The organism is Xanthomonas sp. 1678 (assembly GCF_031455575.1).
Lineage (GTDB): Bacteria > Pseudomonadota > Gammaproteobacteria > Xanthomonadales > Xanthomonadaceae > Xanthomonas_A.
The window spans coordinates 1-17,297 of the sequence record NZ_JAVDSZ010000020.1 but is presented as its reverse complement, the minus strand read 5'-3'; the positions used below and the strand labels follow the sequence as shown (position 1 = coordinate 17,297).

The 17,297-nt window shown below is 70.3% G+C and carries 16 protein-coding genes; 4 read left to right on the top strand and 12 right to left on the bottom strand.

All coding sequences use genetic code 11. The features are described 5' to 3' along the window. Positions 1-124: 124 nt before the first annotated feature. The 7 genes from J2Y70_RS21825 to J2Y70_RS21795 all read right to left on the bottom strand — a co-directional run bounded on the left by J2Y70_RS21825 (position 125) and on the right by J2Y70_RS21795 (position 5,649). Complete coding sequence (locus J2Y70_RS21825) at positions 125-982, bottom strand: fumarylacetoacetate hydrolase family protein (RefSeq protein WP_309922526.1); 858 nt, start codon at positions 980-982, stop codon at positions 125-127. Positions 983-1,016: 34 nt separating this feature from the next. Then, the gene (locus J2Y70_RS21820; protein ID WP_309922524.1) at positions 1,017-1,763 is read right to left on the bottom strand and encodes an SDR family oxidoreductase; all 747 of its coding nucleotides are present in this window, start codon (positions 1,761-1,763) and stop codon (positions 1,017-1,019) included. A 31-nt stretch (positions 1,764-1,794) separates the two neighbouring features. After that, positions 1,795-2,664 carry an amidohydrolase family protein gene (locus J2Y70_RS21815; RefSeq protein WP_309922521.1) on the bottom strand — a complete coding sequence of 290 codons (870 nt, stop codon included), beginning with the start codon at positions 2,662-2,664 and terminating at the stop codon, positions 1,795-1,797. Then, the gene (locus J2Y70_RS21810; protein WP_309922518.1) at positions 2,661-3,704 is read right to left on the bottom strand and encodes an aldo/keto reductase; all 1,044 of its coding nucleotides are present in this window, start codon (positions 3,702-3,704) and stop codon (positions 2,661-2,663) included. The genes J2Y70_RS21815 and J2Y70_RS21810 overlap by 4 nt, the downstream gene beginning before the upstream one ends. A 407-nt stretch (positions 3,705-4,111) precedes the next feature. Continuing rightward, positions 4,112-4,792, bottom strand: coding sequence for an HAD-IA family hydrolase (locus J2Y70_RS21805; protein WP_309922516.1), 681 nt, complete (start codon positions 4,790-4,792; stop codon positions 4,112-4,114). A 73-nt stretch (positions 4,793-4,865) separates the two neighbouring features. Next, positions 4,866-5,081: a hypothetical protein gene (locus tag J2Y70_RS21800; RefSeq protein ID WP_263111295.1), complete on the bottom strand. Its 216-nt coding sequence runs from the start codon at positions 5,079-5,081 to the stop codon at positions 4,866-4,868. A gap of 4 nt (positions 5,082-5,085) precedes the next feature. Next, complete coding sequence (locus J2Y70_RS21795) at positions 5,086-5,649, bottom strand: TlpA disulfide reductase family protein (RefSeq protein WP_309922579.1); 564 nt, start codon at positions 5,647-5,649, stop codon at positions 5,086-5,088. A 240-nt stretch (positions 5,650-5,889) separates the two neighbouring features. Between J2Y70_RS21795 and J2Y70_RS21790 the strand changes: the two genes are divergently transcribed. Next, the gene (locus J2Y70_RS21790; protein WP_309922513.1) at positions 5,890-8,013 is read left to right on the top strand and encodes a methyl-accepting chemotaxis protein; all 2,124 of its coding nucleotides are present in this window, start codon (positions 5,890-5,892) and stop codon (positions 8,011-8,013) included. 151 nt (positions 8,014-8,164) lie between these two features. Further along, positions 8,165-8,383, top strand: a complete 219-nt coding sequence (locus J2Y70_RS21785; RefSeq protein WP_309922510.1) for a hypothetical protein — start codon at positions 8,165-8,167, stop codon at positions 8,381-8,383. Between the two features lie 120 nt (positions 8,384-8,503). Here the strand turns inward: J2Y70_RS21785 and glpK are convergent, their stop codons facing one another. The 4 genes from glpK to J2Y70_RS21765 form a co-directional block, all read right to left on the bottom strand. Further along, positions 8,504-10,003 carry a glycerol kinase GlpK gene (gene glpK, locus J2Y70_RS21780; RefSeq protein ID WP_309922508.1) on the bottom strand — a complete coding sequence of 500 codons (1,500 nt, stop codon included), beginning with the start codon at positions 10,001-10,003 and terminating at the stop codon, positions 8,504-8,506. 96 nt (positions 10,004-10,099) lie between these two features. Next, the gene (locus J2Y70_RS21775; protein WP_309922505.1) at positions 10,100-10,918 is read right to left on the bottom strand and encodes an MIP/aquaporin family protein; all 819 of its coding nucleotides are present in this window, start codon (positions 10,916-10,918) and stop codon (positions 10,100-10,102) included. A gap of 176 nt (positions 10,919-11,094) precedes the next feature. Next, the gene (glpD, locus tag J2Y70_RS21770) at positions 11,095-12,606 is read right to left on the bottom strand and encodes a glycerol-3-phosphate dehydrogenase (RefSeq protein ID WP_309922502.1); all 1,512 of its coding nucleotides are present in this window, start codon (positions 12,604-12,606) and stop codon (positions 11,095-11,097) included. 335 nt (positions 12,607-12,941) lie between these two features. Further along, positions 12,942-13,814: a DeoR family transcriptional regulator gene (locus tag J2Y70_RS21765; protein WP_309922499.1), complete on the bottom strand. Its 873-nt coding sequence runs from the start codon at positions 13,812-13,814 to the stop codon at positions 12,942-12,944. Positions 13,815-14,086: 272 nt separating this feature from the next. On the opposite strand from J2Y70_RS21765, the gene J2Y70_RS21760 reads away from it, so the two are divergent. After that, the gene (locus J2Y70_RS21760; RefSeq protein WP_309922496.1) at positions 14,087-14,560 is read left to right on the top strand and encodes a DUF1456 family protein; all 474 of its coding nucleotides are present in this window, start codon (positions 14,087-14,089) and stop codon (positions 14,558-14,560) included. A 475-nt stretch (positions 14,561-15,035) separates the two neighbouring features. On the opposite strand, the gene J2Y70_RS21755 is transcribed toward J2Y70_RS21760, so the two are convergent. Beyond that, on the bottom strand, positions 15,036-15,533 hold the full coding sequence (locus tag J2Y70_RS21755) for a hypothetical protein (RefSeq protein WP_309922492.1): 498 nt from the start codon (positions 15,531-15,533) through the stop codon (positions 15,036-15,038). A 770-nt stretch (positions 15,534-16,303) separates the two neighbouring features. Between J2Y70_RS21755 and J2Y70_RS21750 the strand changes: the two genes are divergently transcribed. Continuing rightward, positions 16,304-17,122 (top strand): HDOD domain-containing protein, encoded by an 819-nt coding sequence (locus J2Y70_RS21750; protein ID WP_263396813.1) that lies wholly within the window; start codon positions 16,304-16,306, stop codon positions 17,120-17,122. Positions 17,123-17,297: the final 175 nt, after the last annotated feature.

The following is a 17,297-nucleotide window of genomic DNA, read 5'->3' as shown; positions in this document are numbered from 1 at the left end:
AACAAGGCGCTTGCGAAGACTGCCTGCGCATGCATTGCGAGGTGGCTTCGCCCCGTACCCTCACCCCAACCCCTCTCTCCCGCGGGACTCCCTTCGGTCGCCGGAGGGAGAGGGGCTTTAAGCGTTACTGCGCGTCGCGGGGATGGGCGACGACGGCCTGGCGCTGCTCGCCCAGGCCTTCGATGCCCAGTGTCATCACGTCGCCCGGCTTCAGGTAGACCGGCGGCTTCTGCCCCAGGCCCACGCCCGGCGGCGTGCCGGTGCTGATCACGTCGCCTGGCATCAGCGTCATGTAGCGGCTGATGTGGCTGACCAGCTCGGCCACGCCGAACACCATCGTGCGCGTGCTGCCGTTCTGGTAGCGATGACCGTTGACCTCCAGCCACATCGACAGGTTCTGCGGGTTCGGCACGTCGTCGGCGGTGACCAGCCACGGGCCGAGCGGGCCGAAGCCGTCGCAGCTCTTGCCCTTGACCCACTGCCCGCCGTGCTCGAGCTGGAACTCGCGCTCGGACAGGTCGTTGATCACCGCGTAGCCGGCGACGTGCCGCATCGCCTCGTCCACGCTCACGTCGCGGGCGACGTCGCCGATCACCACGCCCAGCTCCACTTCCCAATCGCTTTTCTTCGACCCGCGCGGGATGGTCACGGTGTCGTTGGGGCCGCTGATCGCGGTGGTGGCCTTCATGAAGAGGATCGGCATCTCCGGCACCGCCATGCCCGACTCGGCGGCGTGATCGGCGTAGTTGAGCCCGACGCAGATGAACTTGCCGACGCGGCCCACGGCCGGTCCGTAGCGCACCTCGCCGTCCACCATCGGCAACGTGGCCGGATCGAGCGCGCGCAGCTTGTCCAGGCCGGCGGCGGTGAGGTGCTCGCCGGCGACATCGTCGATCACCGCGGACAGGTCGCGCAGATGGCCGTCGGCGTCCAACAGGGCGGGACGTTCGTGGCCGGGTTCGCCGTAGCGCAGCAGTTTCATGGGGTGTCCTTGTGGGAGTGGAATGCGGGCGCGGTCAGTTCGACCAGCCGCCGTCGATGATGTGGGTCTGGCCGGTGGTGAAGGACGATGCGTCCGACGCCAGGTACACCACCAGCTGCGCGATCTCGCGCGGGTCGCCGAGGCGGCCCATCGGCTGGCGGTCGGTGAAGCTCTTCCACACCGCCTGTTCGTCGCCGCCCAGCGCCTGCACGCGCTGCGCCAGCGACGGAGTCTTGATCGTGCCCGGGCAGATCGCATTGCAGCGGATGCCCTTGGCCACGTAGTCGGCGGCGATCGCCTTGCTCAGCCCGATCACCGCGGCCTTGGTCACGCCGTAGGCGAAGCGGTTCGGCACGCCCTTGATGCTCGAGGCCACCGAGGACATGTTGACGATGCTGCCGCGGCCCTGCTCCAGCATGCCCGGCAACACCGCCTGGCACAGGTAGTACATCGCATCGACGTTGATCGCGAACGAGCGCCGCCACGCCGGCTCGTCGCAGTCCAGGATGCTGCCCTGGTGCACGTAGCCGGCGCAGTTGAACAGCACGTCGAACGGCGGGTTCGCCGCGACCAGCGCCTGGATCGCGGCGGGGTCGGTGACGTCCAGCCTCTGGGTGACGATCGTCGGCGCGTCGGCGGCCAGCGTCTGCAGCGCGGCGGCGTCGATGTCGGTGGCCAGCACCAGCGCGCCTTCGCGCGCGCAGGCCAGCGCGCTCTCGCGGCCGATGCCGGCGCCGGCGGCGGTGATCAGGCAGCGCTTGCCTTGCAGCCGGCCGCTCATGCGCGGCTCCGGTGGTGGAATGCGGGCGTGGTCATCGTGGGAGTTCCGGTCGGGGGGAACGAGAGTCGGGCAGGCGGTAGAAGCGGCGCGCGGTGCCGGCGAACACGTCGGCGGCGTGGCCGGCGGCATGCCGCGCGACCAGCGCCTGCGCCTGCGCGAACCAGTCGCGGTAAGCGGCGCGCTGGGTCAGCACCGGCCAGTCGCTGCCCCACATCACCCGCTGCGGGCCGAAGCAGGCGAACACCTGCGCCACGTAGGGCTCGATCGCCGTCGCGTCGGCGTCGGCGGGCAGTTCGGTGAGCAGGCCGGACAGCTTGCACAACACGTTCGGGAATTGCGCGAGTTGCGCCAGGCCGTCGGCCCAGGCGGCGAACCCGGCGTCGCCGATCGCCGGCTTGGCGGCATGGTCGAGCACCACGCGCAGCGACGGATGGCGCTGCAGCCGCGCCTGCAGCGCGGGCAGGTGCAGCGGCTTGACCAGCGCATCGAACGCCAGATCGTGGTGCAGCAGCGCGTCGAAGGCGGGATCCAGCTGCGGCCGCGCCAGCCACTGCGGATCGGCCAGGTCCTGCACCATCGGCCGCAGGCCCTTGAGCAGGCCGTCGCCTTCGGCGCACAGCGTGGCGATGCGCGCGGCGACGTCGCCGGCCTCGAAATCGACCCAGCCGACCACGCCGGCGATGCGCGGCTGCGCGTGCGCCAGCTGCAGCAGGTAGCGGGTCTCCGCTTCGGTCTGCGCCGCCTGCACCGCGACGATCGCGTCCACGCCGTGCGCATCGAGCGTGGCGCTCAGGTCGTCGGGCACGAAGTCGCGATACAACGCGGCGAGTTCGGGCGTCAGCCAATCGTAATCGCCGCGCGCCAGCTGCCAGAAGTGCACGTGCGCATCGACCACGTTCACGGCGTCGGCACCTGCGCCTGCAGCAGGCCCTGGTTGCGCAGGTCGCGCCACAGCGCGGGCGGGATCGGCGCGCGCAAGCGCGCGGCGGCGCTGGCCACCTCGGCCGGCGTGCGCATGCCGGCGACCACGGCGACGACCGCCGGGTGCGCGAGCGGGAACTGCAGCGCCGCGGCGCCCACGTCCACGCCCTGCGCCGCGCTGGCCGCGAACAGCTGCTGCGCGTGCTTGAGCGTGGCCGCGTCCACCGGCGCGTAGTTGTAGGTGTCGCCGGGGCCGCGCGCGTCGCTGAGCAGGCCCGAGCTGTACGGGCCGGCGACCAGGATGCCGATCTGCTGCTGCAGCGCCTGCGCCATGATCCGCTGCGCGGCGTGCTGTTCGAGCAGGGTGTAGCGGCCGGCCAGCATCACGCAGTCCAGCGGGAACAGCGGCATCAGTTCCAGCGCGATGTCTTCCTCGTTGACGCCGATGCCGATCGCGCGGCAGGCGCCGCCGGCCTTCAGCTCGGCCATCGCCGGCAGCGCTTCGTCCAGCGCCTGGCGCAGCATCGCCGGGTGGCGCTCGCCGTGGGTGAGGCGGCCGATGTCGTGCAGCAGCAGCACGTCCACGTGGTCGGTGCCGAGCCGCTGCAGGCTGGCCTCGAACTCGCGCAGCACGCCGTCGCGGCTGTAGTCGAACGCGGCGCTGCGCCCGGCCACGGCGAAGCCGTCGCGTCCCGCCGCGGCGCCGGCGTCGTCGTAGACGCGGCGCCCGACCTTGGTCGACAGCGTGTAGCTGGCGCGCGGCACCCCGCGCAGGCCCTGCCCCAGCCGGCTTTCGCTCAGGCCGTAGCCGTAGTACGGCGCGGTATCGAAATGGCGGATGCCGGCGGCATGGGCCTCGGCGACCGCGGCCAGCGCCACCGCCTCGTCCACTTCCGCGTACAGATTGCCGATCGGTGCGGCGCCGAAGCCGAGCGTGGCGATCCGCACGCCGCTGCGGCCCAGCGGACGCTGCGCGATCGCGCCGGGTTCGGCATCGGCGAGGGCGGCGTTCAACGGCACCCGCGCCGGTCTCGGTCGAGCGCCGAGGCGGACCGCCCGCTCGACCTCCAGGATCGGTTGCTGCTCGGCTTGCGCATGCCACACACCTCCGCCCCGCGGGGCCAGATCGGATGGTGCCGGATCGGCTGCCAGGATGACCGGCGCCGCTCACGACTGTTCGTATATGAATATAGCAATCATAAGTGAACAATCAACGCCGCGGCGCAACATGGGCGAGCGAGAGGCCGGGCGGCGCAGCGATGGTTCAGATCGCGCACAGGCGCGGCCGTGGGCGCGGCGCGAGGGATTGTGCGTTGAGACGACCCCAGCAACGCCGGTGTACGAGGTCCGGCTCAGGGACGCCAAGGCGTCTGCGCCCCACGGCGACGACGTCAGCGCTGCGGCCGAGCCATCGCTGGCAGCGCCGCTCACGCGATGGTGTACGCCGGCCCGCCGAGCAGTGCGCACAGATCGGCCGGGCGCTGCAGCAGCGGCAGCGGCGTATGCGGCTGCAGCGCCGCCGGCAAGGTGTAGCCCCAGCCGACGCCGGCGAAGGCGATGCCGGCCTGGCGCGCGGCGTCGGCATCACGGATCTCGTCGCCCACGCACAGGGCGCGCGCGGCCGGGACGCCGCATGCCTTCAGCGCCGCGCGCAGTTTGCGGCGCTTGCCAAGCAGCGCGGCGCCGCAGCCGATGTGCCGGAAACGCGCGGTCAGTTCGGCGCCGAGTACCCGCTGGACGTTGTCGCGGCTGTTGGAGGTCACCAGGGCCAACTGCACGCCCGCGCCCTCGAGCGCGTCCAGCAGCTCGGCTACGCCGTCGAACACCGCGATGCGTTCGATCTGCGCGGCCATCAGCGCGCGCATGCGCCGCGCCACCGCCGGCACCCGCCACCAGCGCAGACCGCTGCGCGCCATCAGCTCGCGCGCGCTCAGGCTGCGGATTTCCGGCAACCGCTCCATGTCGAAACGGCGAAAGCCGAATTCGTCGGCGACCTCGTTGACGGTGGCGAGGAACCAGTCGAAGGAATCGGCCAGGGTGCCGTCGAAATCGAAGATGATCAGGTCGTAGCGGCGCATGCCGCGCCAGCATGCCGCAGTCCCCGCCATGTCACCAGCCTGGCGCGGGACGCGACGGCACACGCCCAAGCCGGAGCCGGCCGCTGCCGGCTCCGGCGCCGGCTCAACCGCAGCAGTAGCAGGTCAGCGGCTTGCCGGGGCCGCCCGGCCCTAGTTCGCCACCGAACGGCGCGCACTCCTGCGCGCATTGCCAGGCGCTACACGATGCATCCTTTTCGATCCCGTCGCCCGCGGTCGCCTGCATCGCGCCGAAGCCCATGCTGGCCAGGAACACGGCCGCGACCATCCCGTTACGCAACGCTGTCCAACGCTGTTTCATGAGTTCACTCCTCGACAGTTGCCAAAGCCGCCGGCACTTCCGTGCGTCGCACTGCGGCCACCAGGTCCTGCACCCGCTCCGTGGTATCGAAGGCGCCGACGCGCGCGTAGCGCACCCGGCCATCGCGATCCAGCGCCAGCATCAGCGGCACGTTGCGCGCGCGGAACAGCATCAGCGCGCGGCGATCGGTGAGCGTGGTCACCGGGAATGCGAAACGGTGTTCGGCGGCATAGCGGCGCGCCTGTTCCGCACTGCAATGGCACACGCCCAGCAGCTGCACGCGGCCCCCGCCCTGCTCGGCCAGGCGCTGCGCCGCCTGCACCACGCTGGGCGCCGAGCGCTTGCAGTACGGGCAGGTGGTGGTGAAGAAGAACAGCACCTGGTAGTCCGCCGCCGGCACGCCCAGGGTCAGCGGCGCGCCGTCCAGCGCGGTCGCCGCGATCTGCGGCACGTACATGCCCAGGTACGGCTCGGTGGTGCGGGTCACGAACCAGCGCCGCTCTTCGCGCAGCGTGCGGTTCTGCCAGGCCAGCACCGCCACCAGCGCGCAGGCGGCGAGCAACGCCAACCAACTCCAGGGAAACCGACGTGCCATGCGCTGCGCCCGTGCTGTGGTGTCCGCAGCAGGCTGCGCAGCCGCGCCGCCGCGGTCAACGCCTGGCGTGCGGTTTTTGCGACCGCGTGGCGATGCTGGGGAGGCAATCACGCTTTGTCGCGGCGTGCATTCCAGTGCCGATGGGCGATCCGTTCAAGCACGGCGCCGACACGCCGATATCGCCTGTACGTCTCTCTCCTCAAAGCCGCCGCCATGCGCATCGCCCCCCATCCGACTGCATTCGTCAGCCTGCAGACCAAGCTGCTGAGCGCCCTGGCGCTGGGCCTGGGCGTGGTCCTGCTGTGCGCCCTGGCCGGGCTGGGTTCGGCCTGGCTCAACCTGTCCACCGACGTGCCGCGCGAGGTCGCGCAGGCCTCGGCCAGCGAGCAGATCAGCCGCCATTTCCGGATGCAGGTGCAGGAATGGAAGAACGTGCTGATCCGCGGCCATGCCGAGGACATGCGCAACAAGTATCTGGCCGCTTTCGACAAGGAAGGCCGCCAGGTCGCCAGCGCCACGCACGCGCTGGCCACGACGCTGGCCGACCCGCAGGCCGCAGCGCTGGCACGCGATTTCGCCGAGCAGCATGCTGCGCTGGAGCGGCATTACCGCGACGCGCTGCAAGGCTTCGCCGCGGCCGGCTACGACACCCGCGTCGGCGACGACGCGGTCCGCGGCCTGGACCGCAAGCCCAGCGACACCTTGCAGGCGCTGGTCGAGCGCAGCACGCTGCTGGCGAATGCGGCGGTACAGCGCAATTCCGAGAACGCACGGCGCAGCCTGGTGTACTCGGCGGCGCTGACCGTGGCCGCCGCGTTCGCGCTGGTGCTGGTGGTGGGCTGGTGGATCCGACGCTCGGTGGTGCGCCCGATCGAGGCGGTGGCGCGCACCGCGCGCTCGGTCGCCGCGGGCGACCTGGTCACCACGCTGCAGGTGCGCAACCGCGACGAGATCGGCATGCTCGGCCAGGCGATGGGCCAGGTGGTCGACACGCTGACCTCGGTGTCTTCCGCGCAGGCGGAGATGGCGCAGCGCCACGAGGCCGGGCAGCTCAGCTACCGGATGACGGCCGACGCCTTCCCCGGCGCGTACGGGCGCATGGTGGAGGACACCAACGGCCTGATCGGCGCACAGGTGCAACTGATCCAGCAGATGCTGGAGACGATGCAGCGCTACGCGATCGGCGACATGGCGCTGGACATGGCGCGCCTGCCCGGCGAGAAGGCGCAGATCACCGAAGCGATGGACGCGACCAAGCGCAACCTGGTCGCGATCAACGGCGAGATCCGCGCCCTGGTGGAAGCGGCCGCGGCCGGCGACTTCTCGCGGCGCGGCGACGCGGCCTGCTACCAGCACGACTTCCGCGCGATGATCGACGGCCTCAACCGGCTCATGGCCACCGCCGACGGCAATCTCGACGCGCTGTCCAGGCTGCTGCAATCCATCGCCGCCGGCGACCTGACCGCGCGCATGCACGGCGATTTCAACGGCGTGTTCGCGACCATGCGCGACGACGCCAACGCCACCGCCGAGCGACTGGCCGACATCGTCGGCCGCATCCAGACCGCGGCCATGAGCATCGACAGCGCCGCCAGCGAGATCGCCGCCGGCAACGACGACCTGTCGCGGCGTACCGAGCAACAGGCGGCCAGCCTGGAGGAAACCGCCGCCTCGATGGAAGAACTGACTTCAACCGTGAAGCAGAACGCTGAGCATGCGCGCCAGGCCAACCAACTCGCGGTCGGCGCGGCCTCGGTCGCCGCGCAGGGCGGCACGGTGGTCGGCCAGGTGGTGAGCACGATGGACGGCATCGAGACCTCGTCGAAGAAGATCGCCGACATCATCTCCGTGATCGACGGCATCGCCTTCCAGACCAACATCCTGGCGCTCAATGCGGCGGTGGAAGCGGCACGTGCCGGCGAGCAGGGCCGCGGCTTCGCGGTGGTCGCCAGCGAGGTGCGCACGCTCGCGCAGCGCTCGGCCAGCGCGGCCAAGGAGATCAAGGGCCTGATCGAGGCATCGGTCGGGCAGGTCGCCGACGGTTCGGCGCTGGTGCGCCAGGCCGGCGCGACCATGCAGGACGTCGTGTCGTCGGTACAGCGGGTCACCGACATCATGGCCGAGATCTCCGCCGCCTCGCAGGAACAGTCGGCCGGCATCGAACAGGTCAACCAGACCATCACCCAGATGGACGAAGCCACCCAGCAGAACGCCGCGCTGGTCGAGGAAGCCACCGCCGCCGCACGTGCGATGGAAGAGCAGGCCAATGGCCTGAGTGCGGCGGTGACGGTGTTCCGCACCGGCGCGCGCAATCCGGCGCTGGCCGCAGCGGCGTAACGCGCGGCACAGCGCGAGGCTTATCGCTGGGCCGGTGGCTCCTGGCTGCGTGCTGTGCGGGCACTCTTCATCCGCCCTTGCCGCTGGCTTCACGCGCTGCGTCGGCCGCGGCGCGCACCGTGCGTCCTCGATCCGATGCACGGAGACGCACATGCAGATGCACAACCCCAATCCCGGCCAGGATCCGCAGCAGCCGCCGAACGAGGTGCCGGGCCAGGTCCCGAATCCGGGGGTGGATCCGACGCCCGACCGGCCAGTGGATCCGATCCCGGACCAGCCGATCGATCCGACCATCCCGCCGATCAGCGATCCGGTCGGCGATGTCGACGCCCCGGTGCCGGGGCCGCGCGGGCCGACGCAGTACGTGTAGCGCCGTCCCGAAATCTGGAAACCCTGTAGGAGCGGCTTCAGCCGCGACCGGAGCGTTATCGGTAAGGCCCCGGTTGCGGCTGAAGCCGCTCCTACAGGGAGCAGCACGACGCATCGCTGCTCAGCGGATGCGGAAGCCCATCGTCGCTTCCACCGCCTGCTTCCAGCCGGCGTACAGTTCCTCGCGGCGTTCGGCCGGCATGCTCGGTTCGAAGCGGCGGTCCACCGCCCATTGCTGCGCGATCTCGGCGCGATCCTTCCAGAACCCCGTCGCCAGGCCGGCCAGGTAGGCCGCGCCCAGCGCGGTGGTCTCGGCCACTTCCGGGCGCAGCACCGGCACGTCGAGGATGTCGCTCTGGAACTGGGCCATGAAGTCGTTGCTGATCGCGCCGCCGTCGGCACGCAGTTCCTTCAGTTCGATGCCCGAATCGACCTGCATCGCGGTCAGCACGTCGCGGGTCTGGTAGGCCATCGATTCGATCGCGGCGCGGATGAAGTGTTCCTTGGTGGTGCCGCGGGTCAGGCCGAACACCGCGCCGCGGATGTCGCTGCGCCAGTACGGCGCGCCCAGGCCGACGAAGGCCGGCACGAAGTACACGCCGTCGTTGTCGCCGGCGCGCTCGGCATAGGCTTCCGAGTCGCTGGCCTTGCCGAACATGCGCAGGCCGTCGCGCAGCCACTGCACCACCGACCCGGCGACGAAGATCGCCCCTTCCAGCGCGTACTCGACCTTGCCGTCCACGCCCCAGGCGATGGTGGTGAGCAAGCCGGTGTTGGACGCGACCGCCTTCTCGCCGGTGTTCATCAGCATGAAGCAGCCGGTGCCGTAGGTGTTCTTGGCCATGCCCGGCTCGAAGCAGGCCTGGCCGAACAGTGCCGCCTGCTGGTCGCCGGCGATGCCGGCGATCGGCACTTCGTGGCCATAGAAATACTGGCCCTGGGTGGTGCCGTAGATCTCGCTGGAGGAACGCACCTCGGGCAGCATCGAGGCGGGGATGTCGAGCATCTGCAGCAGCTCCTCGTCCCAGCGCAGCTCGTGGATGTTGTACAGCAGCGTGCGCGAGGCGTTGGTGTAGTCGGTCACGTGGACCTTGCCGGCGGTGAGGTTCCAGATCAGCCAGCTGTCGATGGTGCCGAACGCCAGTTCGCCGCGCCGCGCGCGTTCGCGCGCGCCCTCGACGTGGTCGAGGATCCACTTGACCTTGGTGCCGGAGAAATACGCATCGATCAGCAGGCCGGTCTTGGCCCGCACCATGTCCTCGTGGCCGGCGGCCTTGAGCTGTTCGCAGATGTCCTTGGTCTGCCGCGACTGCCAGACGATGGCGTTGTAGATCGGCTGGCCGGTGGCGCGGTCCCACACCACCGCGGTCTCGCGCTGGTTGGTGATGCCGATGCCGGCGATCGCGCTGGCGTCCACCTGCTGGTTGTTCAACAGCTCGGTGATCGTGGTGTAGACGCTGGTCATGATCTCGCGCGGGTTGTGCTCCACCCAGCCCGGTTGCGGGAAGATCTGCCCGAACTCGCGCTGCGCCATGCCGACGATGTGGCCCTTGCGGTCGAACAGGATCGCGCGCGAACTGGTGGTGCCCTGGTCGATGGCCAGGATGAATTTCTTTTCCATCGGTGACTCCTGCGGGGTCGTGAAGGCGCGCGCCGCGGCGGCGCCTGGAATGACGGGGGAACGTGCCGGCGACGCCGGCACGCGAGGCGCGTCGGCTCAGGCCTGGCGCGCCGCCGCTTCTTCCTCCAGCGCTTTGACCCGCGCCGGCAGGAACGGATAGATCAACCATTGGTAGGCCGCGCCGCCGACCACGCCGCCGATCAGCGGGCCGACGATCGGGATCCACCAGTAGCTGTTGGCCGACGGCAGCGCCGAAGAACCCCAGCCGGCGAAGTAGGCGAACAGGCGCGGCCCGAAATCGCGCGCCGGATTGATCGCCCACGCTTCCAGGTAGCCCATCGAGGCACCGATGGTCGCCACCAGCAGGCCGATCATCAGCGCGCCGGAATTGGCGGTGGGCGCGGCCTCGTTGTAGCGCTCGGTGATGGCGAAGATGCCGAAGATCAGGAACGCGGTCAGGATCACCTGGTCGCGCAGCGCATGCATCGGCGTGATCGCCAGGCCCGGCGCGGTGAAGAACACCCCGGCCGCGCCGCCCGCGTCGCGGGTCAGCTGATGGGCCTGGTTGTAGTGGTCGATCACCGGCGCGAACAGCAGGTAGACGATGCCCGCGCCGAGGAACGCGCCGATCACCTGCGCCGCCCAGTACGGCAGCACCTTCTTCCACGAGAACCCGCGGAACACGGCCAATGCCAGCGTCACCGCCGGGTTGGCGTGGGTGCCGGAGACCGAACCGGTGGCATAGATCGCGATCGTCACCGCCAGGCCCCAGGCGATGCACACGCCCCAGTAGGCGTTCTGGTAGGGACTGGGGTCGTACAGCACGTACATGCACGCCACCGAACAGCCGAAGGCGATGATGATCACCATCGCCACCGCCTCGGAAATCAGTTCGCCCAGCAGTTGCCGGTTCATGCGCGCGGCTCCCGCGTCGCTGCTGCCGTCTTGCCGATCATGCCGCTCGTCGTCTTCATGCCTGCCACCCTCCACGGTCGTTTCCAGGTTCGCGCGCAGCGGCGGATGCCGATGCGCACGGCGATTGCGCAGGGCGGCCGGCGCCCAGGACGGGCACGCCGGCCGCGCTGCTTGCCTCATGCGGGCGCGGCGGCCGTGGCCGGCGCCCGTTGCAGATAGTCGGCCAGGCGCTGGCGGCCGGCCGCGTCGATGCGCAGGCCGAGCTTGCTGCGGCGCCACAGCAGGTCGTCGGCCTGGGTCACCCATTCGTGTTCGCGCAGGTAGTCCACTTCCGCCTGGTACAGGTCGGCGCCGAAGTGTTCGCCCAGTTGCTGCAGCGAAGTGGCCGCGCCCAGCAGCAGTTCGGCGCGGGTGCCGTAGTTGCGCGCCAGCCGCGCGGCGGTGGTCTCGGCCAGCCACGGCCGCGCCGCGCGCAGTTCCTGCGCCAAGGCGCGGATGTCGCGGCGTTCGCCGCCGGGCAGCGGCGCGCCGCGCGCGGTCCACGCCGGCGCCTTGCGCCCGGCGTGCGCGACCAGCCGGTCCACCGCTTCCTCGGCCAGCTTGCGGTAGGTGGTGAGCTTGCCGCCGAACACGTTGAGCAGCGCCGCGCCGTGGTCCGCGTCCAGTTCCAGCAGGTAGTCGCGGGTGACTTCGGCGGCGTTGTCCTCCTCGTCTTCGAGCAGCGGGCGCACGCCGCTGTAGCTCCACACCACATCGCTGGGCGCGATCTGCTTGAGGAAGTAGCGGTTGGCGGCGTCGCACAGGTAACGCGTTTCCTCGGCATCGATCTTCGGTGCGGACGGATCCGCGCGGTAGTCCACGTCGGTGGTGCCGATCAGGGTGAAGTCGTGCTCGTAGGGGATCGCGAACACGATGCGCCGGTCCGGCTGCTGGAAGATGTAGGCGTGGTCGTGGTCGAACAGCCGCGGCACCACGATGTGGCTGCCCTTGACCAGGCGCAGCGCGTGGTCGTGCCCGACCTTGGCCACGTCGTCCAGGAACTGCACCGCCCACGGTCCGGCGGCATTGACCAGCGCGCGCGCCTGCACGTCCTGGCGGCGGCCGTCGGCGTGCTGCAGCGCCACCTGCCACAGGCCGTCGGCGCGGCGCGCGGAGACGCAGCCGGTGCGGGTCAGGATCCTGGCGCCGCGCTGCGCCGCATCCATCGCATTGAGCGCCACCAGCCGCGCGTCCTGCACCCAGGCGTCGGAATAGACGAAGCCGGTGCGGAACTCCTCGCGCAGCGGCGCGCCGACCGGGTCCGAGCGCAGCGCCATGCGCTTGGACCCGGGCAGGGTGCGGCGGCCGCGGCCGAGATGGTCGTACAGGAACAGGCCGGTGCGGATCATCCATGCCGGGCGCAGGTGCGGCTGGTGCGGCAGCAGGAAGCGCAGCGGCCAGATGATGTGCGGGGCCAGGCGCAGCAGCACTTCGCGCTCGGCCAGCGCCTTGCCGACCAGGGCGAACTCGTACTGCTCCAGGTAGCGCAGCCCGCCGTGGATCAGCTTGGTGCTGGCGCTGGAGGTGTGCGAGGCCAGGTCGTCGCGCTCGCACAGGCACACCGACAGGCCGCGGCCCACCGCGTCGCGGGCGATGCCCACCCCGTTGATGCCGCCACCGACCACCAGCACATCGTAGATCTCGCTCATTGCCTGACTCCGGAAGCTCGTGTCCCGGGCCGGCAAGCGCTAGCCGACGCCGAAGGACGAAAAGATCGTAAACGAACATTTCCGAACATATCACGCTGCAGTGCAGCGGAGCGTGGGCGAACGCAGCCGAAGTCTGCCGTCCAGCAAAGGAAATTCAAGTCGCTGCAGGCGCCATGGTCGCGATCTGCGGCGACAGCTAGCACGCTTTAACGTCACAATAACGAAATAATACGAACATAAACGTACACACAACAGCTCGCAGCGTGCGCAGCCGTAGTTGGCTGGCTTCCGGATTGGCTCACGGCGCGACCGCTGCTTGCTTACCGCGCAGGCACTCAGTCCGCAGCGCCCTGGCCCGCGGCCACCGCATCCGCTGCATCCGCACCTGCGTCGTCGCTGTCGGCGACGAACACGCGGGTGCCGGCCTCGGCCAGCACCGCGGCCAGTTCCGGCGGCGGCGCGCGATCGGTGAACCAGGCCTGGACCCGCGCGATCGAGCCCAGCCGGACCATCGCGTTGCGCCCGAGCTTGCTGTGGTCGGCGGCCAGGAACACCTGCCGCGAGTGCTCGATGATGGCCTGCGCCACCCGCACCTCGTGGAAATCGAAATCCAGCAAGGTGCCGTCCGGATCGATGCCGGAGATGCCGATCACGCCGAAATCCACCTTGAACTGGCGGATCAGCTCGATCGTGGCCTCGCCGGTGACACCCTGGTCGCGACCGCGCACGCGTCCGCCGGCGACCATCACCTCGAAGCTCGGGTTGGCGCTCATCATCACCGCCACGTTGAGGTTGTTGGTGATCACCCGCAGCCCGCTGTGCCCCATCAGCGCGCGCGCCACGTCCTCGTTGGTGGTGCCGATGTTGATGAACAGCGAGGCGTCGTCGGGAATGTGCTGCGCCAGCAGCGTGGCGATGCGCCGCTTCTCCTGCGCCTGCAGCGTCTTGCGCGCGGTGTAGGCCAGGTTCTCCACGCTCGACGGCAGGCTGACGCCGCCGTGGTAGCGGCGCAGCACGCCGGCCTCGCACAGCAGCGCCAGGTCGCGGCGAATGGTCTGCGGGGTCACCTCGAAGCGCGTGGCCAGCCCGTCCACCTCGGCATAGCCCTGCTGCCGCACCAGCGCCACCAGCTGTTCCTGGCGCGGATTGAGCGCGGGCACCGCGCCCGCCTTGGGAGTCGTATTGTCCATGCGCCGATGATGGCGCATGCGCGCGCGGATGCAAACGCTGGTGGGGCGGCGACGCCGCAGGCCTGACCCTGATCGCCGCACGCGTACGGCGCAGCGCACCAGGCCGAGGTCGCGTCGCGCACGCTGCCCGGAAACGTGCGGACGCCGTGCGCGCCACGGTCTTCGGCACGCATCGCGCAGTCGCGACGGCGTGCATGACGAGGCGCGGCGGCGGCGCGGCCTACTCGCGACGGATGACACGGCCTAGACTACGCACCCCGCCGGACGCCACCGGCAGCACCGGACCGGCCATGATCGCCAACGACGTATTGCGCTCCATCCGCTACATGCTCGACCTGAGCGACCAGATGATCGTGGACACGATCCACCTTGCCGACCCCGCCTTCCCGATCGACAAGAGCGAAGTGCCCGCCTACCTGAAGAAGGAAGACGAGGACGGCTTCGTCGCCTGCAGCGACCCGGTCCTGGCGCACTTCCTCGACGGGCTGGTGTTCCACTACCGCGGCCGCGACGAGACGCTGCCGGCGCGCCCGGTGGAGACCCGGGTCACCAACAACGTGGTGCTGAAGAAGCTGCGCGTGGCGTTCCAGCTCAAGGACGTGGACATGCACCAGATCTTCGCCGACGCCGGCTTCCCGGTCTCCAAGCCGGAGCTGTCGGCGCTGTTCCGCCAGCCCGAGCACAAGAATTTCCGCCTGTGCGGCGACCAGTTGCTGCGCAATTTCCTCAAGGGGTTGACGTTGCGGATTCGTGCCGCGGGGTGAGGCCGGTGAAGCGAAGCGCGTCGTAGCGGCAACAGGCGCTATGGTGCGTGGCGCCGATCTGCTTCGTGTCGGGGCTTCAGCCACGACCATGTTCGGCGCCCCGGCGCCCGCGGATCGCGCGGCGACCGACTATCAGCATCGCACCACCAACGCGGCCATCTTCGGCAGGTAATGTCTTGCAACTGCCGCGCCTCGGTCGCGATTGATTGCCGAAGTCAGGTGGAAACGCCGTGCCGGCGGTGCGTTTTTTTTCGGCACTTCTGTGCCCACACTGCCCGAGGCCGGTGTGGATCGCCGCTTCGTTCGTCGCGACTGAAGTCGCTCCCACAGGGGGCGGGCCGGCCGTATGCACCGTAGAAATGGCTCTAGGCGGCCTCGGGCTATCAGCTCCCGGCGGCGGCAGAAGGCGCCTTCCCTGCCGCTGCCTCGGTCGCGATTGAAGCCGCTTCTGCAAGCTACGCGAGAGGCGCGGCGCTCAGCGGATCCGGTAGACCCGCGCCTTCGGCAGGTCTTCGTCGACCTGCAGGAACCAGCGCCCGGCGATGCCGGGCACGACCTTGATCGCCGGCGAGGCCAACGCGGTGCGCAGGGTCATGTTGCCCTTGAGCACCTTCCACTGCTGGCCGTTGTCCAGCACGAACACGGTGCCCGGCGCCCAGCCGGCGACCTCGCCCTGCACGCGGGCGCTGATCGGGCCGTCATCCAGGCCGATCATCATGCCCTGCTCGGGGGCGCCGTCGCCGCCGGCCGCGGCGATCGCCGGCGCCGCCGCGGACCGCGCCGGGGCCTGCGCCGCGTCGCGGGCATCGGCCTCGCGCAACAGGCGATTGAGCGTGGCCAGTTGGACCGGGGTCAGCCCGGTCTCGCGCAACTGCTCGGCACTCAGCCGCCGCTCGATCTCCACATATCCCGACTGCGCCAGCGCAGCCGGGGCCGCCAGGGCGCACACCAGCGCCAGCACCACGTATTTCATCGTTCGATCCTGCCGCCTGCGCGGATGAGAAAGGCGCGCGGCCCGAAGGGACCGGCTCCCCAGTTCGGCAAGTTTGGGTCAGTTCGGTGACAGCGGGATGACACCCGCCGCCGGCCGCCAGGGCGGAGGCTTGCCCAGCAGCGAAGGCGGCTGCCGCCGCCCTTCGGCGTGTCGCGACGACTGGCCAAGTCGATCGCATCGCAGCCGCGCTGCCGGCGTTCGCGCTCGCGGCCTCCACGGCGTTCTGGCAGCAATGAGCACGGGCCGCGCGAGGCGCGCCGCGGCAGGAAATCGCCGACCGGCCAACACTCGCAGTCCCGCGCGTGCCCGCGTCCACACACGCATCTTTCAATCCAGGCATCGATGGCCGGCGCCAGGTCTCAGCGGTTTCCATCGAGAAGCCTGTCGCGACCGATCTCGATGTCGCCTGGTCGCCCGCAGCGCCGTCTCTACCGCGGGCCACGCGATCGCACGCTCGTGCGGCAATCGGCGGCGACGCGGATCGCTGCGCAGCGGTTGCGGAGCGAGGCGCTGTCCAGCGGCGCCCGCTTCGTCGCGGATGTCCGCAGCGTCCAGGGCCGCTCCCGCGGCGCGTTGTTCACACGCCTCGCAGCGTGTCCAGTCGGCATCGTCAGGACGGACCATACCCCCTGCTGTGCACGCCGCACGCCGCGATTCGGTCTACGATGCGCGGGATTCGCCATCCATGGCGGGCACCGCCCCCCTCTCTGCGCCGGCGATGTCCCTTCCCGTTCCGCGTTGAGGTCTCCATGAAACTAGAGGTGCTGTTCGATCAGTTGCACACCCTGCCGACCATCCCCAAGGTGGCGCAGGAGCTGATCCTGCAATTCGACAATCCCACCACCAGCCTGGACAGCGTGGCGCGCAGCATTGAGCGCGACCCGGTGATCGCGGCCAAGGTGCTGCGCCTGGCCAACTCGGCGCGCTTCCGCGGCGCGCGCGAATCGACCAGCGTCGAGGACGCGGCGCTGCGCCTGGGCTTCAACACCTTGCGCACGCTGGTGCTGGCCTCGTCGATGACCGACGCGTTCCATGCGCCGGCGCATTTCGACCTGCGCGCGTTCTGGCTGCACAGTTTCGAGGTCGCGGGTATCTGCCGACTGCTCGCCAAGCAGAAAGGCCTGGACACGGAAACCGCGTTCACCTGCGGGATGATGCACAACATCGGCGAGCTGCTGATCCAGACCGGCGCGCCGGACTATGCCGCGCAGCTGCATCCCGACGCCTCCTCCAGCGGCCGCGCCGCCGACGAGACCGTGCAGTTGGGCTTCGGCTATCCGGAAGTGGGCGCCGAGCTGGCGCGGCGCTGGCACCTGCCGCAGGTGATCCAGACCGCGATCGCCTACCAGGCACGGCCGCTGCAGGCGCCGGAAGGCGAACCGATGCCGCGCGTGGTGGCGCAGGCGGCGCTGGTCGCCGATGCGCTGGAACGCCTCGGCGGCGCGACCCCGGAGGCGCGGCAGGCGGTCAGCGGCCCGCTGCTGGACGACGTGGACCTGGACGCGCTGTTCGCCGCGCTGCCGGAGGTGATCGAGGCCGACCGCGCGTTCACCGAGATGCTGCGCTAAACGCTTCTCGCCGCGTCTTCGGCAACGAAGACGATCGGCTCCACTGTAGGAGCGGCTTCAGCCGCGACCCGGGCTTTCCCGGTAATGCCTGTCGCGGGGGGAGCCGCCCCCGCCCGGGGGCCCCGGGGGGCGGGGGCGCCCCCGCGGGGCCCCCCCCGGCGCGCGGCCCGCGCGC